This is a genomic window from Methyloversatilis discipulorum, from assembly GCF_018780585.1.
GTDB classification, from domain to species: Bacteria; Pseudomonadota; Gammaproteobacteria; order Burkholderiales; family Rhodocyclaceae; genus Methyloversatilis; species Methyloversatilis discipulorum_B.
Window position 1 is genome coordinate 43145 of the sequence record NZ_JADMJL010000011.1, and the last position, 24627, is coordinate 67771.

Sequence of the window (24627 nt, forward strand, 5' to 3'; positions counted from 1 at the left end):
AGATCGCTGGCCGTATCCGTCACCGTCTGCATCGGCCGCGACCGGATCTGCGCGTTCCACCTCCACGGCGACTTGTTGGGGGACATTGGCACGTGCATCGTTGGCGGGAGCCCGCAATGCTGGGGCCGACGCGCTTTCGTTTTCTGAATGACGAAAGAGCGCTCACATTTCCCGATGCTTGGAATGGCACCGATCTCGACAAGCTCTGGCTCTATAACCTGCATTACTTCGATGACCTGAATGCGAGGGACGCCGAAGAGCGGAGAGCCTGGCATGACGGCGTGATCCAACGCTGGATTTGCGAGAATCCTCCAGTACATGGAAATGGCTGGGAGCCTTACCCACTTTCCCTGCGCATCGTGAACTGGATCAAGTGGGCGCTGGCGGGGCATGACCTGAGCTCGCAGGCGGCTCACAGCCTCGCAGTTCAGGTCCGGCACTTGCGCCGGAGGCTTGAATTCCACCTGTTGGGCAATCACCTGTTCGAAAACGCCAAAGCACTGGTTTTTGCGGGGCTGTTTTTTTCAGGAAAGGAGGCTCTGGAGTGGTTCTCACTCGGGAGAAAGCTGCTTGATCGGCAGATTCAGGAGCAGATATTGCCCGACGGGGGGCATTTCGAACTGAGTCCCATGTATCACGGCCTGATCCTCGAAGGCCTTCTGGACCTCATGAATCTCCATTCGGCGTTCCAAATGCAACCTCCTGACGCCTGGCAGGATGCTACGGCGCGTATGTTCGATTGGCTCAGAGTGATGTGCCATCCAGATGGAGGAATCTCCTTTTTTAATGACGCAGCCTTCGGCGTGGCACCTCGTCTCGAAGACTTGGAGCACTATGCGGCTGGCCTCGGTTTTGTGCAGAGACCGGAAGGGGCCGGCTCCCGCTTGCTTGAGGCGAGCGGCTATGCCCGACTGGAGAGAAACGGCGCCGTTGTGCTCGCGGACGTCGCGGCGATTGGGCCTGACTATTTGCCCGGTCACGCGCATGCCGACAGCCTGAGTTTCGAGTTTTCGCTCCATGGACGGCGTGTTCTGGTCAATTCGGGAACGTCCGTCTATGGCCTCGGGACGGAGCGCCTGCGGCAGCGAGGAACCGCGGCTCACAATACCCTGCGGCTGGACGGCGTCGATTCATCCGAGGTCTGGTCCGGTTTTCGGGTCGCACGCAGGGCCCGCGTTACAGTGGAGCGATTTGATGCGTTGCCAGAATGCCAGTTGCAGGCTGCGCACGACGGATACCGGCGAATTTGCGGCCATCCCATTCACCGACGGTACTGGGCATTGGGCGATCAAGGTTTTGAAGTGAAGGACGTCGTTGAGGGGGACGGCCACCATCTGGTTGAGGTCTTTTTTCACTTTCACCCGAGCATCCACCTTCAAGCAGCCGGCCCCAATGTTTTCGTGGTCCTGTGCAACAGGGGCGTGTTCGCGCTTGACTTCGTAGGTGACGACCGGCTGCGCTGGTCAGTGAAGTGCGGATCCTGGCACCCACGTTTCGGCGTTTCAGAGGCTAACGTCTGCCTCTCGGGAGTCTATGAGGGACCATTGCCAACGCAGTTCTTGACCAGACTCACCTGGCCGGCCTGACACATGCGCATCCTTTTCCTGAGCTTCTATTACACGCCGGACCTGTGCGCGGGCTCGTTCCGTGCGGCGGCACTGATCCGGGCCCTGCGGGCGCAGCTTCCGGCTGGCTCCCAGATCGACGTCATCACCACCATGCCGAATCGCTACTCCAGCTACAGTGCAGAGGCCCCAGAGATCGAAGACGCTGAGGGGATCTCCGTTCGCCGGATTCTTCTGCCATCGCACAAGAGCGGAATGCGGGATCAATCGAAGGTCTTTCTGACCTATGCGCGCAGGGTGCACGCGTATGTGAGCAATCACGAATACGATCTGGTCTTCGCTACGTCATCCAGACTGATGACCGCCGTGCTTGGCGCCCGTATCGCCCGCAGTCAGAAGGCGCCGCTGTATCTGGACATTCGTGACATCTTTGTCGATACGATCCGGGACATACTGCCGCGGTGGTTGGCCCTTCCGCTCGGAGGGCTTTTTTCGTTTCTGGAACGTTATGCCATTGGTACTGCAGCCAAGGTGAATCTGGTGTCGCGCGGATTCGAACCCTACTTTTCACAGCGATATTCCAGGCAGCAGTTTTCGTTCTTTCCCAATGGAATTGACGATGAGTTCATCGTGTCTACACTGGCGCCTACAGACGGAATTTCGTCGTTGGATCGGCCGCTTTCAGTGCTGTATGCGGGCAATCTAGGGGAGGGGCAGGGGCTGCATTCAATATTGCCCGGATTGGCACGAGCGTTGCGGGAACGTGCGAACTTCACGGTCATAGGAGATGGTGGTCGCAAGAACCAGTTGAAAAAGGCGCTGGAAGAACATGAGGCCGATAACGTAACCTTGCTGGATCCGGTCAATCGCGATGAGCTGATTGTGGCCTATCAAAATGCTGATGTGCTTTTTCTTCATCTGAACGATCACAATGCATTCCGTAAGGTTCTGCCCTCCAAAATTTTCGAATATGCGGCGACCGGGAAGCCGATCTGCGCAGGTGTGGCGGGATATGCCGCCAAATTCATCAGTGAAGAAGTTGAAAATGCGCAAGTTTTTCCGCCGTGCGACGTGGATGGAGCTATTCAGGCTTTAGCCCGACTGCAGATGAGGCTGGTCGGTCGCAAGGATTTCGTCCGTAAATATCAAAGACGGGCAATCATGCGGGAACTGGCCATGGACATTGTTTCGGTTGGCCGTGGCGGTAATCCGTGAAAGTGCTGATTACCGGGGCCGCTGGATTTGTGGGTCGTTCATTGTGTGAGGTGGTGAGCGCACGCGGCCATCAGATGGTTCCAGTGGTCAGGCGCAGTGCCGGAATGAGCGGCGAGGTGATTATTCCCGAGATTGATGGCCAATCCGAATGGATGGAGGTTCTCTCTGGCTGCAACGCGGTTATTCATCTCGCGGCGCGGGTACATGTAATGAATGAAGAATTTCCGAATCCACTGGAGGAGTTCCGCAAGGTCAATGTGCGGGGCACGCTGGCCTTGGCTCGGCAGGCCGCGCAGGTGGGTGTGCGACGTTTCGTTTTCATCAGTTCGATCAAGGTAAACGGTGAGCGTTCGACACCAGATCGGCCGTTTCGGGAAAGCGATGAACCTGCGCCCGAAGATGCTTATGGACAGTCAAAGCTTGAAGCCGAGCAAGGCTTGATGGCTCTGGCCCATGAAACCGGAATTGAAGTTGTGATTATCCGACCTCCCCTGGTCTATGGTCCGCGCGTCAAAGGCAACTTCGCCTCCATGGCGCGTTGGCTGCGCAGGGGCATTCCCTTGCCGCTGGGGGCCGTCTGCAATCTGCGCTCGCTGCTGGCGCTGGACAATCTGACCGATTTCATCGCCCTGTGCGCAGATCCCGAGCGATCTCCTCGCGCTGCGAATGAGGTGTTCTTGCTTTCAGATGGTGAGGATGTTTCGACAGTCGAACTCTTGCGCAAGGTTGCGAAGGCATACGGCGTACGTCCGAGATTGATACCGGTGCCGAGGCGCTTGATGCGGGTAGTTGCCTGCGCGCTGGGCAAGAGCGCGGTGGCCGACCGGTTATTGGGGTCCTTGGTGGTCGATAGTTCTAAGGCGCGAGAGCTGCTCGGGTGGGGGCCAGTCGTTTCGATGGATCAGCAATTAGAGAAGATGGCGACGCATGACTCGTTTGTTTGATGTTGTTCTTTCCCTGGCAGGACTGATTCTGGGGGTACCTGTTCTGGTGCCTTTGTGGCTGTTGGGGTTGTTTGACACCGGGTCCCCGCTATTCCGGCAGGAGCGCGTGGGGCGTCATCAAACTCCATTTATTCTGGTGAAGTTCCGGACCATGCGGCCAGGTACGGCATCCGTAGCCTCTCATTTGGCGGATGCGTCGGCCGTGACCAGGTTGGGGCGTATCTTGCGTCGCACCAAGCTGGATGAATTGCCACAGTTGTGGAACGTACTCAAGGGCGAAATGAGTCTGGTGGGCCCGAGGCCATGCTTGTTCAATCAGACCGAGTTGATTACCGAACGCGCATCGCGAGGGGTTTTCGATGCGCGGCCAGGCATCACCGGCCTGGCTCAGATCAAGGGAATAGATATGTCCACGCCCAGACTGCTTGCAGAAACCGATGCACTTATGCTGAGGGAGATGAATTTGACGTCTTACTTCACTTACATCCTCAGAACGATTGGTGGGTCGGGTAGCGGCGATCGGATCATGCCTCGGTGAGACGGAGGGGCAGTCCGCATCGTCCCCGGCTTTCTCGACGGTTCCCGTTGATCAAAGAGGCACTGGCGTTCGATGTCTGCCGGGAATGGCTGGGCGGAGTATCCCAGGCGGATCGCGTGTTCGCGCTTGCGGAACTGGAAGAAGCTCTCGGCCATGACCTAGTCGCGGAAGTCACCGCGGCAGCTCATGCTCGGCCGCAACGGTTGCAACTTAAGGATGCCTTTCCAGCCCGTGGCAGCTCTACTGGTTGTCCTGATCGGAACTCACCGTCTGCTGGCTTGCCTTGCGGGGCGATCCGTCGTGGCGCATTTGTCGTCATCACCCGAGGGATACCTGTGTAAGGTCGCGGTACCCCAGCGCGAGGTTATGCATCCGGACGCGAGCGGCCTATGATGTGCGCAGTGGGTGCTGCCGGGGGAAGTCCCTTTTCATGGCAGCACGGCGGATCGAATCAGGGGGTTACAGTGAAGATTGCGTACGACGCTCAGGAGACCGTGACTGCAGACGTGCCGAAGCGTCTGGTCAGCATCCTTGCCGACGGCGGTGAACGCTTGCTCAAGCTGCAGGCCGAGTCGGTCAGTTCCGCGCTGACCACCCAGATGCGGGCCATCGAGCCGCCGCAGACAGTCGCCGAGGCGATGTCTGCGCTGTGGCAGTTGCCGCAGCTTTACGGTGCCTTGCTCGAAGAGATGGCCGAGCACGCGCGGCAGTCCTATCACATCATGTCGCAGGTGCAGAACGAGCTGGTCGACCTGGCTTGCGATTCGGTGGTGCAGCAGGCGCCGGCGCTGACCGAGGCATTGAGCAGCGGCAACGTGCTGTTTGCCGACCGGCGTCACCGGTCGGTGGTGATCAACTTTCCCGACCGCCGCGGCATGATTGCGCGCAGCCGCTCGCAGAGCGCCTGACCGAGGCGCCGAGCGGCGCCGTTCGATGCGTTCCGGCGGTTGTCGGTGGCGACCTGCACGGCATTCGCCGGGAACCCCCGCGCCGCGGTAAAATCCTGACCCTTTCGCACGGGCGGCCTGTCCGACGCCGTGCGGCCCGCTATTTCCGCACCTTCCGGTTCCCCAACACGATGAGTACATTGACGCACCTGCAACGGCTGGAAGCCGAGAGCATCCACATCATGCGCGAAGTGGTGGCCGAGGCCGAAAACCCGGTCATGCTCTATTCGGTCGGCAAGGACAGCGCCGTCATGCTGCACCTCGCCGCCAAGGCCTTCTATCCGTCGGTCCCGCCCTTTCCGCTGCTGCACGTCGACACCACCTGGAAGTTCAAGGCGATGTACGAGTTTCGCGACGCAATGGCGCGCAAGCTCGGCATGGACCTGCTGGTGCACATCAATCCGGACGCCAAGGCACGCAACATCAACCCGTTCGACCACGGTTCGGCGCTGCACACCGACATGTGGAAGACCGAGGGCCTGAAGCAGGCGCTGGACAAGTACAAGTTCGACGCCGCTTTCGGCGGCGCCCGTCGCGACGAGGAAAAGTCGCGCGCCAAGGAGCGCATCTTCTCCTTCCGCACCGCGCAGCACCGCTGGGACCCGAAGAGCCAGCGCCCGGAGCTGTGGAAGCTGTACAACGCGCGCAAGCATCCGGGTGAATCGATCCGCGTGTTCCCGATCTCGAACTGGACCGAACTGGACATCTGGCAGTACATCCACCTCGAGAACATTCCCATCGTCCCGCTGTACTTCGCGGCCGAACGGCCGGTGGTCGAGCGCGACGGCACGCTCATCATGGTCGACGACGAGCGCATGCCGCTGCGTCCGGGCGAGACGCCGCAGATGAAGAGCGTGCGCTTCCGCACGCTGGGCTGCTATCCGCTGACCGGCGCGGTCGAATCGACCGCTGCCACGCTGACCGACATCATCCAGGAAATGCTGCTGACCACGACGTCGGAGCGCCAGGGCCGCGTGATCGACCACGATTCCTCCGGTTCGATGGAAAAGAAGAAGCAAGAGGGTTATTTCTAAATGGCACACGTTTCCGACCTCATTTCGCAGGACATCGAGGCCTACCTGCGCCAGCACGAGCACAAGAGCCTGCTGCGCTTCATCACCTGCGGCAGTGTCGACGACGGCAAGAGCACGCTGATCGGTCGCCTGCTGTACGAATCGAAAATGCTGTTCGAGGACCAGCTGGCCGCGCTCGAAGCCGACTCGAAGAAGGTGGGCACACAGGGCGGCGACCTCGACTTCGCGCTGCTGGTCGACGGCCTGGCCGCGGAGCGCGAACAGGGCATCACGATCGACGTCGCCTACCGCTTCTTCTCGACCGACCGGCGCAAGTTCATCGTCGCCGACACGCCGGGCCACGAGCAGTACACGCGTAACATGGTCACCGGCGCCTCGACCGCCGATCTGGCCATCATCCTGGTCGACGCCCGTCACGGCGTGCAGACGCAGACCCGCCGCCACAGCTTCCTGGTGTCGCTGATCGGCATCAAGCGCGTCGTCGTCGCCATCAACAAGATGGACCTGGTCAGTTACTCGAAGGACGTGTACGAGCGCATCGAGAAGGACTACCGGGATTTCGCTGCGCAGATCGGCCTCTCCGACATCCTGTGCATCCCGATGTCCGCGCTGAAGGGCGACAACATCATCGAGAAGAGCGCTGCCACGCCGTGGTACGCCGGTCCGGCGCTGATGGACCACCTGGAAACCGTGCAGATCGAGGACGACCTGCAGGCGCGTCCGTTCCGTCTGCCGGTGCAGTGGGTCAATCGCCCGAATCTCGACTTCCGCGGTTTCTCCGGCCAGATCGCTTCCGGCACCGTGCGTCCCGGCGACCGCGTGCGCGTGCAGCCGTCCGGCCGCGACACCACGGTCGAGCGCATCGTGCTGTCGACGCACGATCTGAGCGAAGCGGTGGCTGGCCAGTCGGTCACCGTTACCTTCGCCGACGAGATCGACTGTTCGCGCGGCGACGTGATCGTCGCCGCTGATACGCCGGCACTGATCGGCGACAGCTTCGACGCCACGCTGGTGTGGATGAGCGATGAAGCCATGGCCACCGGTCGCAGCTATCTGATGAAGTGCGGCACCCGTACGGTCGGCGCCACCGTCAATGCGATCGAATACCGTGTGAACGTGAATACGATGGAGCGCTCCGCCACCGCCGCGCTTGCACTGAACGAGATCGGCCGCGTGTCGCTGCTCACGGACCGACTGCTTGCCTTCGATCCGTACGAGTCGGTGCGTGATACCGGCAGCTTCATCCTGATCGATCGCCTGACCAACAACACGGTCGGCGCCGGCCTGCTGCATGGCGCTCGCAGCCGACCGCGCGACCTGAGCTGGACGCGCCTGGAAACCGGTCGCGCTGCACGCGCTGCACTGAAGCAGCAGTCGCCGCTGCTGCTGTGGGCAGGCGAAGGCATCGCCGCCGACAAGCTTGAACAGAAACTCATGTCGCTCGGCCGCCACACCATCACGCTGCCGGCTGCCACCGCAGATCTGCCGCGCATCGCCGGCATCCTGCTCGATGCCGGTCTGGTGGTGGTGATCGACGCCGACTCGGCGCAGCCGGACAGCCTGGTTGCCGCACTGCCGTCTGGCGAGCACGTCGAACTGAAGATCGACGCCGGCGCCGCGCAGGCCGCGCTGGACGCCAGCGGCCAGCGTCTCGTGCTGGCTGCCGGCGCGGCGGAAGAAGTGGTCGAACAGATCGTCGAAACCCTGCGCCGCGCCGGACGTCTGAGTTGAGCGACAGGCCGGACGCGCGCTGCGCGCCCGGCCCTCCCTCCCACCGACGCCGGAGCCGCGATGAGCGCCCAACCTCCCGCAGACGAGGACGCGGTCCGCGCCGCGTCGATCGAGAAGTACCGCAGGCGTGCCGCCGGCTATGACGCCACCTGCGGACCGACCTGGCCGATCCGCGAACGCGCGATTGCACTGCTCGGCCTGCAAGCCGGTCAGTCGGTGCTCGACGTCGGCTGCGGCACCGGGCTCAGCCTGCCGTTGCTGCGGGCTGCCGTCGGCGATACCGGGCGGGTCTATGGCTTCGACCAGAGCCCGGACATGCTGGCGCAGGCGTGCCGCCGCGTGGCAGAGGCCGGCTGGGACAACGTCGAACTGTTCGAAACCGCGGCGCAGGGCCTGCGCTTGCCGGACCGGGTCGATGCGCTGCTGTTCCACTACACCCACGACATCCTGCGCTCGCATAGCGCGATCGACAGCCTGCTGGCCTGCGCGCGACCGGGCACCGTGGTGGCAATCGCCGGCATCAAGTATTTCCCGCGCTGGCTGGCGCCGCTCAACCTCTGGGTCTATCTGAAGAACCACGGCTACAACGGCGCGCCGGGCGAGCTGCGTGCGCCGTGGGATCGCATCGCACCGCGCCTGGTCGATTGGTCGATCACGATCACGCAGTACGGCATGGGCTATCTGGCCCGCGGCCGCGTGCCGGAATGACCGACAGACGCGCGTCGGGCCCGCAGCAGGCCATCGTCGCGCTGGCCGCGCTGCTGCTCGGCAACGCGCTGCTCAGCGCCAACAATCTGTGGCCCACGCCCTTCATCGTGCCGGATCACCGGCTGTCGCCGGAGTTCGTCGGCCTGTGGCTGGCACTGATGGTGGTAGTTGCCCGCTATGGCCGCCTGCCGGCTCGCGCACTTACGGTCTTTACTGCGCTGTTCCTGCTGTTCGCGCTCGGTCGCTATGCCGACGTGACCGTGCCCGGCCTGTTTGGCCGGCCGGTCAATCTGTTCTGGGATGGCCAGCAGATTCCACGCTTTCTCTGGGTGACGGCGCAGGGCCTGCCCTGGTGGGTGAGCGTCGGTGCGCTGGCAGCGATTTCGCTGCTCAGCTGGGCACTGTGGCGCGGCGCGCGTGCGCTGGTCGGGCAGATCGCGCACCGGGCGGTTCCGTATGCGCTGCGTCACCGCTGGTCGCGCGTCGCGACCGCGCTGGCGATGCTGCTGGTGGCCGCCAATCTGGCCGGCGTCGAGGCAACCTGGCCGGTGGTGTCGCGGCCGATCACGCCGACCTACTGGCGGCAGGCCACTTTGCTTGCCACGCTGATGTCGCCGGAGGCGGTGGCGCGCGCGCTGCCGCAGGTGCCGGCGCTGAACGACGCGCTGGCGCAGCCGCCGGGCCGTGCGCTGAGCGCGCTGCGCGGTCGCGACGTCTATCTGATGCCGCTCGAGTCCTACGGCGCCGTGGTCTACGACGATGCGCAGGCGGCGCGTCTGCTGCAGCCGGCGCGCGACCGTCTTGCGCAGGACCTGGCTGCCGGCGGCTGGCAGGTGGTGTCGGCTTTCATGCGCTCGCCCACCTTCGGCGGCGCGTCCGATCTTGCACAGCTCGGCATGCTCTCCGGCCTCGATCTGAGTGACCCGCGGCGACACGACCTGCTGGTCACGACCGAGCGACCGACGCTGATCACCCTGTTCCGGCGCAACGGCTACCGCACGTACGGCTTCTATCCGGCGCTGTTCTGGGAGTGGCCGGAACGCGTGTTCTACGGTTACGACGTGTTCATCGACGGCCGCGACCTGCGCTACCCGGGTCCCGAAATAGGCTACTGGAAGATTCCTGACCAGTATTCGGCCGAGCGATTCGAACAGCTGCACCCGCGTGAGGCCGACGCGCCGCCGCGCTTCGTGTTCTTCCCGACCATCACCAGCCATCTGCCGTTCTCGCCGGTGCCGCCCTTCCAGCCCGACATCGACCGCCTGCTCGGCGACACGCCCTTCGATCCGGTCGATGCGGCACGCGCGCTGGCGAAGAAGCCAGACTGGCTGAACATGTTCCCGGACTACATCGGAACCATCGAGTACACCTACCGCTGGCTGGGCGACCACCTGCGACGGGCGCCACCGCGCGACACGCTCTACGTGCTGGCCGGCGATCACCAGCCGGTGGCCGGCGTCAGCGGCGAAGGCGCGTCGTGGGACGTGCCGGTGCACATCGTGTCGCGCGACCCCGAATTGCTCGCGCGCTTCGTCGCACAGGGCTTCCAGCCCGGGCTGACGCCGCCGCGCGCAGCCGTCGGCGGTCTGCACGACCTGACGACCCTGCTGCTGCGCGCGTCCGGCGATCTGCCGATCGCGCGGCTCGGCCTCGCCTCGCAGTCTTCGGCGCTGACCGCTCAGGCGACGTCGAGCGCGGCCGGTGTTGCTTCCACTGCGTCGTCGCGATAGGGCGCGCGCCAGCCGAGCAGGTCACTGGCCGTTTCCGCCCGTGCGCGCAGTTCGGCCGCGTCGGCGCCGTCCAGATGGACGATGCCGTAGCGGTGGCTGCCGGTCCATTTCAGGTCGCGCCGCAGCGCCCGGCCGCGGCGGCCGAAAGCGAACAGCAGGCCGTCCGGAAAGGCCTCGGCGAAGCGCGCACGCCGCGCCGTGTCGGGCATCGGCGGCACGGTGGCCGTGTCGAAGGCGCGATAGACCAGGCTGGCCGCGACACGGGCACGTGGCGTCTCACGACGCAGCAGGCGCGGGTCCTCGCCGTGCGCCAGTGCGAGCGACCAGGCGTGGGCGTCGATGCCGTGCACGCGCAGGTAGAGGTCGGAAAACTGCGACGCCAGACGCGGATTGCACTCGATCACGGTAAGCCGGTCGCGCGCATCGTCGTAGAAGAACTCCAGGTTGAAGAAACCGTGGTCGTAGCCGATCGCGCCAAGGAAGCGGCGTGCCACGTCGAGCGCGCGCACCTGCACCGAGGCGGGCAGCCGGCTGGGCAGTTCCCAGCGCATGAAGGCCTGGGTGCCCGGGTGCATGATGGCGTCGACCACGCCCAGCGCATGCACCTGTCCGTCAAACACCCAGCCGTCGAGATTGAACTGCGGCGTCGCCGGATCGATCGGCTCCTCCAGCAGCATGCGGTGCGCGCTGCCGGCCGCGGACAGACGCGCGCGGCAGACGCGGTCGAAAGGTTCGATCAAACGTCGGATGATCCAGCGCTCGGCCACGTCGAAGCGGGTGTGCGCCTGCAGCACCTCGCGGCTGCCGACTTCGCGCGCCAGCACGGAAAAGGCCGCCTTGATCGGCTTCGCGTAGACCGGGTAGGCAAAGCCGGCCGGCAGCCCTGTCGGCACGTCGTCGCCACACGCCATGTCCAGCGCGGCGAAACGCAGGCAGGCCTCTGGCGCGACGGCTTGCAGCACGCGCCGCGCGTGCAGCTTGTGCTGCGCCGCCAGGATGGCTTCGGGCGGCGCGCAGGGCAGGTCCAGCCTTTCTGCGACCAGCGCGGCTGCCAGTGCACCGAAGGCCTCCTGGTGCGACAGCACTGCCGACCAGCCGCGCCGTCGTGCGCGCGCCGCGGTGCGCTCGGCGAAGCGTTCGAGGTCGAAACCGATCAACCGCAGACTGGACGGGAACGAAAACAGATCGAAGCCCGCGTGGTCGAAGTCGTGGCCCGCGCCTGAGCGCGCGAAGCCGATGCGATCCCAGTCGTAGGCGAACAGCAGGCCGGCGCGCGGTCTGGAGGGCACGTATCATCCTTGGCGAGTGGCCGGTCGCGCCGGCGGGATCCACTGCGGGCAATCGGCCGCCCGCGCAGTGCACAGAATACGAGGGGAATGGACCATGGTGCGCACGCCGCGTTTCATCCAGCTGCAGCCGGTCGACGACGCGGGGCAGATGCCGGCGCTGTGGGGCGGTCTGCAGGCGCCGGTGGCGCGGGTGTCGCCGAAGTATTTCTACGACGCACTGGGTTCGCGGCTGTTCGAGGCGATCACCGAACTGGACGAGTACTACCCGACGCGCACCGAGGCCGCCATCTTCGACGCCCACGCCGCCGACATGGCAGCGCGGCTGCGCGCGCACGCGGGCCCGGCGCACGATCTGATCGACCTCGGTGCCGGCAGCTGTGCCAAGGCGGCGAAGCTGTTTCCGCTGTTCGCGCCGCACCGCTACGTCGCGGTCGACATCTCGGTCGACTTCCTGAAGCACTCGCTCGAGTGCCTGCAGCGCGCCCATCCGGACATGGACATGGTGGGTGTCGGCCTCGACTTCTCCGCCGCCCTCGCACTGCCAGCCGCGGTGTACGACGGGCCGGCGCTGGTGTTCTACCCTGGCTCCAGCATCGGCAACTTTGCGCCGGACGAGGCGCTGCGCCTGCTGCGCGAAGCGCGCACGGTGGCCCGCGGCGGCGCGCTGCTGATCGGCGTCGATCTGGTCAAGGACAAGGCCGTGCTCGACGCCGCCTACGACGACGCGCTCGGGGTGACCGCCGCATTCAACCTGAATGTGCTGCGCCATCTGAACCGCATCGCCGGCACCGATTTCCGCATCGCCGACTGGCGCCACGTCGCCTTCTTCGATCCGGCGTGTTCGCGCATCGAAATGCACCTGGAGGCGCGCCAGTCGCTCACCGTGCACTGGCCGGGCGGCGAGCGCCGTTTCGCCGCTGGCGAGCGCATCCTCACCGAACACTCATGGAAATGGACGCGCGAGCGCTTCGACGCGCTGCTGCGCGAAGCCGGTTTCCGCGACATGAGCTGCTGGACCGACGCGTGCGACCGGTTCGGCGTGTTCCTCGCATGCGCCTGAGACGTGCCGTGTCAGCGGATCGCGCAGCTGCGGAAGCCGGCCGGCACGTCGTCGCGCTCGGGCCGGAAGAAGTTGCGGTAGCGCGGGTCGCGCATGCGCGGCTGCGTCATGAAGGAGGCGCCGCGCAGCACGCGGCGGTCACCGAACCACGGCGCCGAATAGTCGCGATAGGGATGCGGCGCGAAGCCGGGGTAGGGCAGGAAGTCGCTGGCCGTCCATTCCCATACGGCGCCCCAGCGGAAGCGATCCGGCGCGCTCAGTGCAGCACACTCCCACTCCGCTTCGGTCGGCAGCCGGCGGCCGGCCCAGCGACACCACGCTTCGGCTTCGTAGGCGCTCAGGTGGCAGGCTGCGGTGTCCGCGCCCAGCACCTGCCAGCGACCGTATGTGCAGCGCTCCCAGCAGCTGCCGGTGCGTCTCAGGTAGCGCGGCTGCGTGCGCCCCTGCGCCATGCGCCAGCGCCAGCCGTCGGCGCTCCACCAGCGCGGGTCTTCGTAGCCGCCGGCATCGACGAAGGGCAGGTAGTCGCGCCAGCTCACTGCGGCGCTGTCGATGTCCAGCGCCGGCACGTTCACCGTGTGCGCGCACAGTTCGTTGTCGAAGGCGAAGCCGTCTTCGCTGCTGCCGAGCAGGTGGCGGGCTGCGGGCACCGACAGCGTGTCGCGTGCGCCGGCCGCTGTCGGCTGCCAGCGCGGGTCGTCCACCGCGATGTCAAGCTGCTGCGCCATGTACAGCGCGGCTTCGTGGTGCATGTCCTCGTGCAGCAACGACAGGCGGAAGAAGTAGAGCGCGTCGTCGCCATCGTCCGGCACGCCTGCCAGCAGCGAAAGGACACCGTCCAGTTGCCGGGCGAGATCGTCCAGCGTCGTATCGGCGTCCGGCAGCGGCAGGGTGGGGCGGCTCGCGTGGGGCACGCGGCTGGAGTCGTACAGCGCGTCGGCGTTGGCCCGCAGCGGCGGCGTGCGCGCGACGTCGGGGTCGGCACGCACGCCCTTCAGATAAAGCGGATTGCGCAGCGTCCACCACGCCTGGAACCATCCGATGTGACCCAGCTCCCACAGCGGCGGATTCAGCGTTTCGTGGACCGGAATGCGCAGTGTCGGGCGGGCGCGCCGATAGTCGGCGAAACGGGCCAGCGTGTCATCGCGGCTCGCGCGCAGCGCTGCCGCGAGAGCCGTGCGGTCTCCGCGACGCGCGACCGCCGATTGATCTGAGGCCTCCATCGAACACACGTCCATGTCCCGTCCATCCATCGTCATCGTCACGCCGGCGCTGGCCGACGCCAACAACGGCAACTGGCGCACCGCACGTCGCTGGGCCGCCATGCTGCGGCCGCGTTTTGACGTGCGGCTGGTATCCGACTGGCAGGGCGGCGACGAGGTATTGATGATCGCACTGCACGCCCGCCGTTCCGCCGCAGCCGCCACTGCGTGGCGGAAGGCACACCCGTCGCGTCCGCTGCTGCTCGCGCTGACCGGCACCGATCTGTACCGCGACATCGACTGCGACGCCTCGGCCCGGCATTCGCTCGCCATTGCCGATCGCCTGATCACGCTGAACACGCTCGGCGCGCGTGCGCTGCCGCCGGCGCTGCGCGCACGCTGCAGCGTGCTGCTGCAATCGACGCCGGTGCGCGCACGCGTTGCACCGCCGACGCGCCATCTGCGCGCGCTGATGATAGGCCACCTGCGCATCGAGAAGGCGCCGGACACGCTGTTCGATGCGGTGCGCCGGCTGCGCATGCGCACCGATATCCGCATCGACCACATCGGCGGGGCGCTGGATCCCGCGCTGGGCGAGCGGGCGCGCACGCTGATGCACGAATGCCCGCACTATCGCTGGCTGGGCGGGTTGACGCACGGCGACACGCTGCGTCGGCTGGCGCGCGCCAGCGTGCTGGTGCATCCGAGCCGCATGGAGGGCGGCGCACATACAGTGATCGAGGCAGTGCGCTGCGGCGTGCCGGTGATCGCGTCGCGCATCGACGGCAACGTCGGCCTGCTCGGCGAGGACTACGATGGCTGTTTCGAGGTGGGCGACGCGGCGGCGCTGGCCGCATGCATCGCCCGCGCACGCGACGATGCCGGCTGGCTGGCCCGGCTCGACCGGCAGTGCGCCGCGCGCGCGCCGCTGTTCGCACCCGAACGAGAGCGTGCGGCACTGGTCGCGCTGGTCGACGGATGTCTGGCATCCTTCGGCCCGCGACATGGCGTCGCGACCGCATGACAACCCCGCAAGAACTGGATGGACAGATGAACGAAGCGCAGGCAGCGAGCACCGAACCCCGACTGACTTCCCTCTCGCATGGCGGCGGCTGTGGCTGCAAGATCGCGCCCGGCGTGCTGTCCGAGATACTGAAGCACACTGCGGCGATGCCGGTGCCGCCGGAACTGATGGTGGGCATCGAAACGTCGGACGATGCGGCGGTGTATCGCCTCAACGACGAACAGGCGCTGATCGCGACCACCGATTTCTTCATGCCCATCGTCGACGACCCGTTCGACTTCGGCCGCATCGCCGCCACCAACGCGATCAGCGACGTCTATGCGATGGGCGGCCGGCCCATCCTCGCGCTGGCGCTGGTCGGCATGCCGATCAACGTACTGTCGACGACGACCATAGGCCGCATCCTGGAAGGTGGGGCGTCGGTCTGCCGCGAGGCCGGCATCGTCGTCGCCGGAGGCCACACCATCGATTCGGTCGAGGCGATCTACGGTCTGGTGGCGCTCGGCATCGCCCACCCGGATCGCATCCGCCGCAATGCCGACGCGCAGCCGGGCGATGTGCTGGTGTTGGGCAAGCCGCTCGGCGTCGGCGTCATGTCGGCCGCGCTGAAAAAGGGTGCGCTGGACGAGGCCGGCTACGCGCGCATGATCGCCAGCACCACCAAGCTGAACACACCGGGGCCGGATCTGGCGGCGTTGCCCGGCGTGCATGCGCTGACCGACGTGACGGGGTTCGGACTTGCCGGCCACGCGCTCGAGCTGGCGCGCGGTTCAGGCTGCGACGTGTCGATCGACTGGTCGGCAGTGCCGCTGCATGCCGGCACGCGCGAACTCGCAGCGCAGGGCTTCGTCACCGGCGCATCGAACCGCAACTGGGCCGGCTACGGCGAGCGCGTCGTGCTGGCCGACGGCTTCGCGGCGGAAGATCGCGCACTGCTCACCGATCCACAGACCAGCGGCGGCCTGCTCGTGTCCTGCACGCCGGACGCGCTGGATGCGGTGATCGCCACCTTCCGCCGTCACGGCTTCGATGCGGCCACCGTGATCGGTCGCGTCGGTGATCGCAGCGCAGCGCCGGTCGTGCGCGCCGGCTGATTCACGTCTCATCGGTGGCATACTCGCCGCCGTTCCGTCCGCCCGGATGGTGAAACTGGTAAACACAGCGGACTTAAAATCCGCCGCCGCAAGGCTTACGGGTTCAAGTCCCGTTCCGGGCACCAATGCAGGACCAGTCGCCTCAGGCTCAGTTCGCCGAACTGGCGCATTTCCCTGTGGGCGCGGCCTTGGCCGCGACTGGGTCGCCGCGGTCCGCCGGCTTCGGTTCAGGCTGCTGTCGCGGTCAGAAGGTCCCTCCCACCGCATCCGCGTGTGCGGGCGATCAGCCGGCTCGGCTTCCGCGCGCAACGCCCGCCAGCCGTCGGATTCCGCCGACAGATCGCTTCGTTGCCGGCCTACCGCGCGACAGCGCATCGCTCCCTAGACTTCAGATCAAGCCGCGAGCGATCGACATCGCGTGCTGACCGATCAATGACTGCGGAGAAACGCGATGAAAACGCCGATCCATACCCTCAAGACCGTATCCATCGTGGCCGTGCTGGCTGCCCTGACGACTGGCTGTGCCGGTATGAGCCGCAGCGAAAGCAACGCGATGATAGGTGCCGCGGCCGGTGGTGTCGCCGGCTCCGTGCTGACCGGCGGCAGCACTGTCGGTACCGTGGGTGGTGCCATCGTTGGTGGCGCCATCGGTAACGAGATGGGCAAGAAGAAGCGCTGAACGAGCGAGGCGAAAGTCAGTCCCGCTCCGGGGCCGGTGGTGCACAGGTGCGCCGCCGGCCCTTGTCGTTTCCTGGCTGGGCTGAGCAGCGCTATGCTGACCGGATCCGCTTACCACGACCGATCATGCTGATCGATACCCACTGCCACCTCGATGCCTTTGAATTCGACGCTGACCGCAGCGCGATGATCGCGCGCGCGCGCGCTGCCGGCGTCGGCTGCATGGTGCTGCCGGCCGTCGACCGTGACGGTTTCGGCCGGGTGAGGGCACTGTGTGACGGGCAGGCGGATCTGCGCTTTGCATTGGGCATCCATCCGCTCTTCGTGCCGGCCGCGCGACCCGACGATCTGGACCGGCTGGCGATGGAACTGGATGCTCATGACGTCCTCGCCGTAGGCGAGATCGGTCTCGATTTCTTCGTCACCGACATCGATCCCGAACTGCAGGAGTGGTACTTCGTCGCCCAGCTGAAGCTCGCGCGCGAACGCGGCCTGCCGGTGCTGTTGCATGTGCGGCGCAGTCAGGACCGGATACTCAAGCACCTGCGCGCCGTGTTCGGCCGCAACGGGCCGGGCGGCATCGCCCATGCCTTCAACGGCAGCCGTCAGCAGGCCGACGAATTCATCAAGCTGGGCTTCGCGCTCGGCTTCGGCGGAGCGGTGACCTGGCAGCGCGCACTGAATCTGCGCCGTCTGGTGACCGAACTGCCGCTTGAATCCATCGTGCTCGAAACCGATGCACCGGACATCCCGCCGGAATTCGCCGCCGGTGAACGCAACGAGCCGGCCCATCTCCCGCGCATCGCGCAGGTGATCGCCGGCATCCGGGGCATTGCGACCGACGAACTGGTTGCCGCCACCGGGGCCAACGCGCTGCGCGTGCTGCCCCGGCTGGCGAGCGCTTACATCGAGTAGGACGCGGACAGGCCGATCAGCCAGGTGCGTTCTGCGGCCGGGGCGTAGTAGCGGCCGGTCAGCGCGTTACCTGCGTTGATGTACACCGAGCCTACGTAGTCCTTGTCGAACAGGTTGTCGATGCGCGCGAACTCGTTCAGCGTCCAGCCCTTCACCTTCTGCGTGAAGCCGGCGCGAATCGCCGCAACGCCATAACCACCGACACGAACGTCGTTGGTGTCGTCACCGAACATGCGTCCGCTGGCGCGGTACTCCAGTGCGCTCTTGAAGCCCCACGGATCGTGCTTGTAGGTCACTTCGCCGTAGAAGGACTTGTTGGCAATGCCGGCGATGCGGTTGCCGTCGCTCACGGTGACTGCCTGTCCCGGTGCGCAGGGGGTGGCGAGACAGGTGCGGAAAGCATCGTCGAACTCGGCCTTGATGAAGGTTAGCGAGGCGTATGCGCCAACGTCACGGGTGAGCCGCGAATCGAGCGCTAACTCGATGCCACGACGCGAGGTGTCACCGGCGTTCTGGTACACCGCACGGCCGTTCTCGTTGCTGCGGATGACGATCTCGTCGGACGAATCGATGTAAAAGGCAGCGGCGTCAAGGCGAGTCGAATCGTTCAGGAAAGTCTTCACGCCGACCTCATACTGGTTGCTGGTCGACGGCTTGAGATCGAAGTTCAGACCGCTGCCGCCATCCGGACGATATGCCAGTTCGATCAGCGTCGGCGCCTCGAAGCTGCGGCCGGCGTTGGCGTAAAGGTTGGTGGTCTGGGTGACTTTCCACACCGCGCCGAGGGCCGAGGTCCAGTCGCTGTAGGAGACCGAACCGCTGTCATCCGGGTTCACGCCGGCGGCGTTCGTCGTGCCGGAGCAGCCGCCGTTGCAGACGAAGTGGTCGCGCGACTTGAAGTCGAGCTTGGTGTAGCGCAGGCCACCGGACAGCAGGACGGTGTCGGTGGCCGCCCATTCGCCCTGGAAGAAGGCGCCTGACTGCTCGGCCACGTTGTTCTCGTCACGCTTCAGATCGCCGCGGAAGCCGAACACGGTGCTCAGCGCCTGTGCCCCACTCTTCGTTTCGCCGTTGCGATAGCCACGACGGTGTTCGTCGGCGCGCTCGTACTCGGCGCCGAGACTGAAGGTGACCTTCTCGTACTTGCGGGTCCAGCGCAGGTTGGTACCCCAGTAATCGCGATCGAACGCTGACACGCCGCCCGAAGCAGTCACGTTGTCCTGTGTGCCGGCGTTTAGTGCAAGGTACTGCTCGTTGTTCCGGTTGCCGAGGTAGAACATCGCGCGCAGCGAATCGCGTTCGGTCAGCTGCGCCTCGAACACGGCACCACCCTGGGTGTTCTCAAGCGTGCGGCGGGTGCCGTAGAAGGAAGCGGTTCCCGGATTGCCGGCCAGATTGCGGTTGGACGTGCCCTGCTGACGACGATTGTCGTTAAGTTGGGCGAAGGTCAGGCCGAGCGGGTCCTGGCCCTGCTGGTGCATGTAGTTGCCCACCACGGTTAACGTCGCGTTGTCGCTCAGACGCCACTTCGCCTTGAAGTTCGCCTGGTCCTTGTCGGACTCGCTGTAGGCGCGGTAGCCGTCGGTGCGGAAGTGCGACACGCTGGCGGTGTAGTTGAAAATGCCGATGGTGTCGCCGAATTTCAGTCCATAGCGGGCCGTGTCGTAGCTGCCGAACTGGAAGCTGGGCGTCATCGTAAAGCGCTCCGGGCCGTCCTCGGTAAACACCTGCACCACGCCACCCGAGTGGTTGCCGTACAGCGCCGAGAAAGGGCCGCGCAGCACTTCGATGCGGTTGGCCGAGGCGAGGTCGAAAAGGCCGGTACCGCCCTGGCCGTCCGGCGTGCTGGCCGGAATGCCGTCGGCGAACAGCTTCACGCCGCGCACACCGAAGGCTGAGCGCGCACCGAAGCCGCGGATGGTGAGCGACTGTTCCTGGGTGTAGTTCTCCTTGCCGGCAGCGGCCACGCCGGGTACGCGGTTGATCACTTCGGACAGGTTCACCGTCGCGCGCTGCTCCTGGATGGTTGCTGCATCGATCGAATCGATGGCCATCGGCAGGTCGAAGGAATTCTGCTCGACCCGGGTACCGGTGATGACCACCGTCGGGGCGAGGATGGGCGGAGCGGCCAGCGCGGTGTGACCCATCAGCGCAAGGGCGAGGGCAATCGGGGTGTGGCGGAGCACGGTTGTCATTGGAGGTCTCTCTCTGGGTGTCTACGGCCGGGCGCAATTGCGCGGGCCTGCTGTCTCGGATGCGCGGCGCGTCTGTGCGCGCCTGATCGAACGGGCGCGAGTATAGGCAGCCGCTGCTTACAAAGCCTCACGAAAAACTTGAACCGGCTGGCCGGGTGCCGACGCCAGGTTCAGCGCGCCAGCAGGACGGCGAGCGCGGGCGGTGCCACCACCTTCAACGTCGACGGGCACAGCCGGTGCCGGCCAAGGCGCAGCACGGCGCGGTCGCGCGATACCAGCAGGTCGGCGCCACTGCGCACGGCGAGGTCGAAAAACTTCTGGTCCTCGCGATCCCGGCAGCGCGGCAGCGATGTATCGGGCTGCTCAGGCAGCGGATGCAGTTCGATCCGTGCGAGGTAGTCGGCGTACAGGCGGGCGGCGGCCTCGTCGTCGAGGCCGAACTTGTCGTAGCGCAGCACGGTGCGCAGTTCGCGCAGGCAGGCTTCGTCGCACGACAGCCGCGCGCGGCCGTCGGCCAGCGCCTGTGCCACGCAGTCCAGTTCGGCGTTGTGCCACAGCAGCAGGTCGAGTACCGCGTTGGTGTCGAGAACGATGTGCTTCACGATGTCCTTCATGATCGGCGCGCAGTGTAGGGCTTCAGCGTCGCCGCGGCGAACGTTTCCGCCCGGCGCGCGGTCTGTTGCGCATCGGCGGAAGGAGGTGCGTCATGGTTTCGCAGGAACTGCTGGCCTTTCTGGTCGACCTCGCAGCCAAGCTGTCCGGCTATCCGCCCATTCCGGTCGACGCGCTGCCGCCGGTGCAGGTGCTGACGGAAGCCGAACTGGCGAAGGCGGTCTGTCCCGAGGCAGCGGCCGGCTGCACCAATATCGCGGCCACCTTCGAGACCGAGCACTACGTCATCTACCTGCGCGATACGCTCGACCTCGAGAACGCCGCCGACAATTCCTTCCTGCTGCATGAACTGGTGCATGTGCTGCAGCACAAGGCCCGCGGCGACGCCATCTTCGCTGACTGCCCGACCACGCTGAAGACCGAAACCGAGGCCTACCAGGCGCAGAACGCCTACCTGAAGCGCGAGGGGCAGTTCCTGCGCTTCGGCGAGGCGCTCGGCTTCATGAGCTGTGCGGGCGAGCAGAACACCTTCTTCACGCGCGACATCATGATCGATCCGCTGATCGTGAAGTAGCGCGATCGGTACGGCTTCGATCGAGGTTGCAATCGCGAGCAAGCTCCCTCCCACCGAACCCTTGCTCACGCTCGGGTCTCGGCGCTAATGCGTTCCCCTTGTGGGAGAGGCCTTGGCCGCGACGCTGCTGCTGAGGTTCGCGGGCGTTGATACAGGCCGCTGTCGGGGTCAGAGGACCCCTTCCACAGAACCCTGACTCAGGCTCAGGTCGCGGAGCAGGCGCAGTTCCATTGTGGGAGCGGCCTTGGCCGCGACAGGGCCGTGGCGACAGGAGTGGCCTACCGAGACTTCGCCTCGCTGCGGTCCTCGTCCTTGGGCTCGAAACGCCCATAGTGCAGCAGCAGCGTCGGCAGCACCAACAGGTTCAGGATGGTCGAGGTGGCCAGACCGCCGACGATGATGGCGGCCATCGGGCCCTCGATCTCGCGGCCGGGCTCGCCCGAGCCGATCACCAGCGGCATCAGGCCGAGACCGGTCACCAGTGCCGTCATCAGGATGGACGGCAGGCGCTCGGTGGCGCCGAGGATGGCGGTATCGACGTTCCAGCGGTGGCCTTCCTGCTCGACCAGATGCTGGTAGTGCGACGCCAGCATGATGGAGTTGCGCAACGTGATGCCGAACAGCGTGACGAAGCCGACCACCGAGCCAAGCGACAGCCAGCCGCCACCGGCCAGCGCGGCGAGGATGCCGCCGATCAGCGCGAACGGCAGGTTCACGAAGGTGATCATCAGGTTGCGCAGGCTGGTGAAGGCCAGCATCAGCAGCACGGCGATGGCGGCGGCGGCGAGCAGCGAGTGGGTGACCAGCTCGCGCCGGGCCTGGGCCTGTGCCTCGGCCGCACCGGTCACCTTGTAATAGCTGCCCGGATTCAGCTTCACGTCCTCGCGCAGCGCCCGCTGCACGTCGTCGCTGAAGCGGCCCAGATCGTGCCCGGCGGCGAGGTTGGCGGTGATGGTCTGCACGCGCTTGCCGCCGGAGTGCAGGATCTTGTAGCGCCCGTTCTCGATCGCGATGTCGGCCACGTCGCGCAGTTCGATCAGCCGACCGTCGGGCGTGCGCAGCGGCAGGCGGCCGACTTCGGTCGGCGAGCGGCGGTGGTCGGGATCCAATGTCACCACCAGCGGTGTCGCCAGCGTGCCGCGATAGACCTCGCTCACCCGGCGTCCGGCAAAGGCGGTCTGCGCCGCCGCCAGCACATCCTCCGGCGACAGGCGCCACACCGCGAGCTTGTCCAGCCGCGGCCGCACGACGATTTCCGGCGTACCCGGCGGCGCCAGCACCTGCACGTCGGTCGCGCCCTTGACCCGCGACAGCGCAGCCGCGACGGCGCTGGCATCGGCGTCCAGCCGGTCGAGATTGGTGCCGAACACCTGCACCACGAGCGTCGCCGGGAAACCGGATTCGGTCTCGCCGATGCGTTCGGTCAGGAAGGTGTTCACCGAAAAGGCGAGGCCGGGGAAGCCGACGGTGTTCTGCGCTTCCTCGTCCGAGCGGTCCTCGTCGCCATCGTCGCCGGTGACGGTGCGCCGGATGTCGGCCAGGATGCGCTCCTGCTCCTTCGCCGGCAGCGGACCGATCTCGATCTCGACTTCGCTGTAGTGCGGACCGAAAGGATCGGCGCCGTTCTGTGCGCGGCCCACCCACTGCGCGACCGACTTCACGCCGTCGATCTCGAGAATCTTCTCGGTCACCCGCTGACCTACGCGCAAAACCTCGCCCGGCGCAGTGCCCGGGATGGTCGACAGGTGCACGATGTAGTGACCTTCGCGCAGCGGCGGGATGAATTCGCCACCGAACAGCGGCAGCACGCCGATGCCGCCGGCCAGCATGAACATGACGCCCGCGACCAGGCCGTGCGGCCGGCGTTCGATCGCGCGCAGCGTGCGCTCGTAGCGCGGGCGCAGCCAGCGGATCAGCGGCGGGTCGTCGTCCGGCAGTTCGCGCTGACCGAGCATGAGCCAGCTCATCGCCGGCGTCACGGTCAGCGCCACCACCAGCGAGGCGAGGATGGCCAGGATGTAGGCGGTGCCCAGCGGTGCGAACAGCTTGCCCGCAACGCCCGACAGCGTGAGCAGCGGCACGAACACCAGCGCCACGATGAAGGTGGCGTAGACCACCGAGCTGCGCACCTCCATCGACGCGTCGAACACCACCTTCCAGGTCGGCACCGGCGAGCCCTTGTGCCGGTTCTCGCGCAGGCGGCGGTAAATGTTCTCGCAATCGATGATGGCGTCGTCCACCACCTCACCGAGCGCGATCGCCAGCCCGCCCAGCACCATGATGTTCAGACTGGCACCGGTTTCCAGCATCACCAGCACGGCCGCCAGCAGCGACAGCGGAATCGCCACCGCCGAGATGAAGGCGGTGCGCAGGTTGTAGAGGAAGAGGAAGAGTACGACGATGACCAGCGAGGCGCCGATGATCACGTCCGCGCGCACGTTGCCGAGTGCGGTCTGAATGAAGTTGGCCGGCCGGAACAGCGCCGGGTGCAGTACCAGCTGTTCGCGTTCGAGCAGCGGCGCCAGATCGGCCAGTGCCTTCTCAAGTTCGAGCGTCACACCCAGCGTGTCGGCGCCGAGCTGACCCTGCACCATCATGAACACGCCCGGCGTGCCATTGATCTGCGCCGCACTGATGGCCGGACCGGGCGCCTCGCGCACGCGTCCGATGTCGCCCAGCGCCAGCGAACGGCCGTCGGGCAGCGTCACGGTCAGCTGTTCCAGGCTGCGCGCGGTCGAGGGGGTGGCGTCGATGGCGATCAGCAGGCGCTGATTGTCGTTCTCGACGAAGCCGGCACCGGCGACTGTCGCGGCGCTGCGCGCCGCCGTCTCGACGTCGGCCAGCGTGACGCCGAGCGCGCGCAGGCGGGCCGGGTCGAGCTGTATCTGCCATTGCCGTACATCGCCGCCGAACACATTCACGTCGGCCACGCCCTGCACCGCCAGCAGGTGAGGGCGCACGACGGAATCGACCAGATAGCGCATGTCCATCAGGTTGCGCTTGTCCGACGTGAGGCCGACGCCGAGCAGTGTCGACGCCGACGAGGTCAGCGGCGTGATGACCGGTGTGACACCGGCGGGCAGCAGTGCGCCCAGCGTCCCCAGTCGTTCAGCGACCAGCTGGCGGTTGCGGAACAGGTCGGACTTCTCGTCGAAGATGACGGTCACCACCGACAGGCCGGGAATGGACTGCGAACGCAGTTCCTTCAGTCCGCGCGTGCCGGACACCGCCGCCTCGATCGGTGTGGTGACGCGGGTTTCGACCAGATCGGCCGGCAGTCCGGGCGCTTCGGTCTGGATCACCACCTGCGCCGGCGCGAACTCCGGGAACACATCCAGCCGCGCGTCGACCATGCGGCTGACCGCGTAGATCGTCAGCACCAGCGCGAGCGCCAGCACGATGCCCGGCCGACGGACGGAGAAGCGGACGATGGCTTCAATCATCGCGCGCCCCTGCCGGTTGTGCTTCGCCTGAGCCGTGCTCCTGCAGGAGGGGTCGTCTGACCCCGACAGCGGCCCGAATCGACGCGTGCGGCATTCCGAGGCCGTGTCGCGGCCAAGGCCGTTCCCACA

The 24627-nt window shown here is 66.0% G+C and carries 20 protein-coding genes and 1 tRNA gene; 16 read left to right on the forward strand and 5 right to left on the reverse strand.

Features of this window, described 5'->3' with window-relative positions; all coding sequences use genetic code 11:
- The first annotated feature begins 116 nt into the window (after positions 1–116).
- From IV112_RS04225 to IV112_RS04265, 9 genes are all read left to right on the forward strand, one after another.
- Positions 117–1586, forward strand: coding sequence for a heparinase II/III family protein (locus IV112_RS04225; RefSeq protein ID WP_304001168.1), 1470 nt, complete (start codon positions 117–119; stop codon positions 1584–1586).
- Between the two features lie 3 nt (positions 1587–1589).
- Positions 1590–2780: a glycosyltransferase family 4 protein gene (locus IV112_RS04230; protein ID WP_304001169.1), complete on the forward strand. Its 1191-nt coding sequence runs from the start codon at positions 1590–1592 to the stop codon at positions 2778–2780.
- Positions 2777–3724, forward strand: a complete 948-nt coding sequence (locus IV112_RS04235; protein ID WP_304001170.1) for a UDP-glucose 4-epimerase family protein — start codon at positions 2777–2779, stop codon at positions 3722–3724. The genes IV112_RS04230 and IV112_RS04235 overlap by 4 nt, the downstream gene beginning before the upstream one ends.
- On the forward strand, positions 3708–4262 hold the full coding sequence (locus tag IV112_RS04240) for a sugar transferase (protein ID WP_304001171.1): 555 nt from the start codon (positions 3708–3710) through the stop codon (positions 4260–4262). The genes IV112_RS04235 and IV112_RS04240 overlap by 17 nt, the downstream gene beginning before the upstream one ends.
- Positions 4263–4756: 494 nt before the next feature.
- Positions 4757–5170, forward strand: coding sequence for a phasin family protein (locus IV112_RS04245; protein ID WP_304001172.1), 414 nt, complete (start codon positions 4757–4759; stop codon positions 5168–5170).
- A 170-nt stretch (positions 5171–5340) separates the two neighbouring features.
- On the forward strand, positions 5341–6243 hold the full coding sequence (gene cysD / locus IV112_RS04250) for a sulfate adenylyltransferase subunit CysD (protein WP_304001173.1): 903 nt from the start codon (positions 5341–5343) through the stop codon (positions 6241–6243).
- A complete protein-coding gene (cysN, locus tag IV112_RS04255; protein ID WP_304001174.1) occupies positions 6244–7974 on the forward strand; it encodes a sulfate adenylyltransferase subunit CysN in 1731 nt (576 codons plus the stop codon).
- A gap of 60 nt (positions 7975–8034) precedes the next feature.
- Entirely contained in the window at positions 8035–8682 is a 648-nt protein-coding gene (locus IV112_RS04260; protein WP_304001175.1) for a class I SAM-dependent methyltransferase, read from the forward strand.
- Positions 8679–10412, forward strand: coding sequence for a sulfatase-like hydrolase/transferase (locus tag IV112_RS04265; protein WP_304001176.1), 1734 nt, complete (start codon positions 8679–8681; stop codon positions 10410–10412). The genes IV112_RS04260 and IV112_RS04265 overlap by 4 nt, the downstream gene beginning before the upstream one ends.
- On the opposite strand, the gene IV112_RS04270 is transcribed toward IV112_RS04265, so the two are convergent.
- Positions 10361–11701: an ATP-grasp domain-containing protein gene (locus IV112_RS04270; RefSeq protein ID WP_304001177.1), complete on the reverse strand. Its 1341-nt coding sequence runs from the start codon at positions 11699–11701 to the stop codon at positions 10361–10363. The two genes, IV112_RS04265 and IV112_RS04270, sit on opposite strands and share 52 nt — an antisense overlap.
- Positions 11702–11795: 94 nt before the next feature.
- On the opposite strand from IV112_RS04270, the gene egtD reads away from it, so the two are divergent.
- Positions 11796–12761, forward strand: a complete 966-nt coding sequence (gene egtD, locus IV112_RS04275) for an L-histidine N(alpha)-methyltransferase (RefSeq protein WP_304001178.1) — start codon at positions 11796–11798, stop codon at positions 12759–12761.
- Between the two features lie 11 nt (positions 12762–12772).
- Here the strand turns inward: egtD and senA are convergent, their stop codons facing one another.
- Entirely contained in the window at positions 12773–13984 is a 1212-nt protein-coding gene (senA, locus tag IV112_RS04280; protein ID WP_304001179.1) for a selenoneine synthase SenA, read from the reverse strand.
- 13 nt (positions 13985–13997) lie between these two features.
- On the opposite strand from senA, the gene senB reads away from it, so the two are divergent.
- The 5 genes from senB to IV112_RS04305 all read left to right on the forward strand — a co-directional run bounded on the left by senB (position 13998) and on the right by IV112_RS04305 (position 17674).
- Positions 13998–14987, forward strand: a complete 990-nt coding sequence (gene senB / locus IV112_RS04285) for a selenoneine biosynthesis selenosugar synthase SenB (RefSeq protein ID WP_304001180.1) — start codon at positions 13998–14000, stop codon at positions 14985–14987.
- A 26-nt stretch (positions 14988–15013) separates the two neighbouring features.
- A complete protein-coding gene (gene selD, locus IV112_RS04290) occupies positions 15014–16081 on the forward strand; it encodes a selenide, water dikinase SelD (protein ID WP_438362227.1) in 1068 nt (355 codons plus the stop codon).
- A gap of 40 nt (positions 16082–16121) precedes the next feature.
- Positions 16122–16206: transfer RNA gene (locus IV112_RS04295), tRNA-Leu, on the forward strand.
- Between the two features lie 326 nt (positions 16207–16532).
- A complete protein-coding gene (locus tag IV112_RS04300) occupies positions 16533–16760 on the forward strand; it encodes a glycine zipper 2TM domain-containing protein (RefSeq protein WP_019918139.1) in 228 nt (75 codons plus the stop codon).
- Positions 16761–16885: 125 nt separating this feature from the next.
- Positions 16886–17674, forward strand: coding sequence for a TatD family hydrolase (locus tag IV112_RS04305; RefSeq protein WP_304001182.1), 789 nt, complete (start codon positions 16886–16888; stop codon positions 17672–17674).
- Here IV112_RS04305 and IV112_RS04310 read toward each other — a convergent pair.
- On the reverse strand, positions 17662–19869 hold the full coding sequence (locus IV112_RS04310; RefSeq protein WP_304001183.1) for a TonB-dependent receptor family protein: 2208 nt from the start codon (positions 19867–19869) through the stop codon (positions 17662–17664). The two genes, IV112_RS04305 and IV112_RS04310, sit on opposite strands and share 13 nt — an antisense overlap.
- Positions 19870–20039: 170 nt before the next feature.
- Entirely contained in the window at positions 20040–20483 is a 444-nt protein-coding gene (locus IV112_RS04315; RefSeq protein WP_304001184.1) for a putative toxin-antitoxin system toxin component, PIN family, read from the reverse strand.
- 92 nt (positions 20484–20575) lie between these two features.
- On the opposite strand from IV112_RS04315, the gene IV112_RS04320 reads away from it, so the two are divergent.
- Complete coding sequence (locus tag IV112_RS04320) at positions 20576–21055, forward strand: DUF6647 family protein (protein ID WP_304001185.1); 480 nt, start codon at positions 20576–20578, stop codon at positions 21053–21055.
- 278 nt (positions 21056–21333) lie between these two features.
- Here the strand turns inward: IV112_RS04320 and IV112_RS04325 are convergent, their stop codons facing one another.
- Positions 21334–24498: an efflux RND transporter permease subunit gene (locus tag IV112_RS04325; RefSeq protein ID WP_304001186.1), complete on the reverse strand. Its 3165-nt coding sequence runs from the start codon at positions 24496–24498 to the stop codon at positions 21334–21336.
- Positions 24499–24627 lie beyond the last annotated feature (129 nt).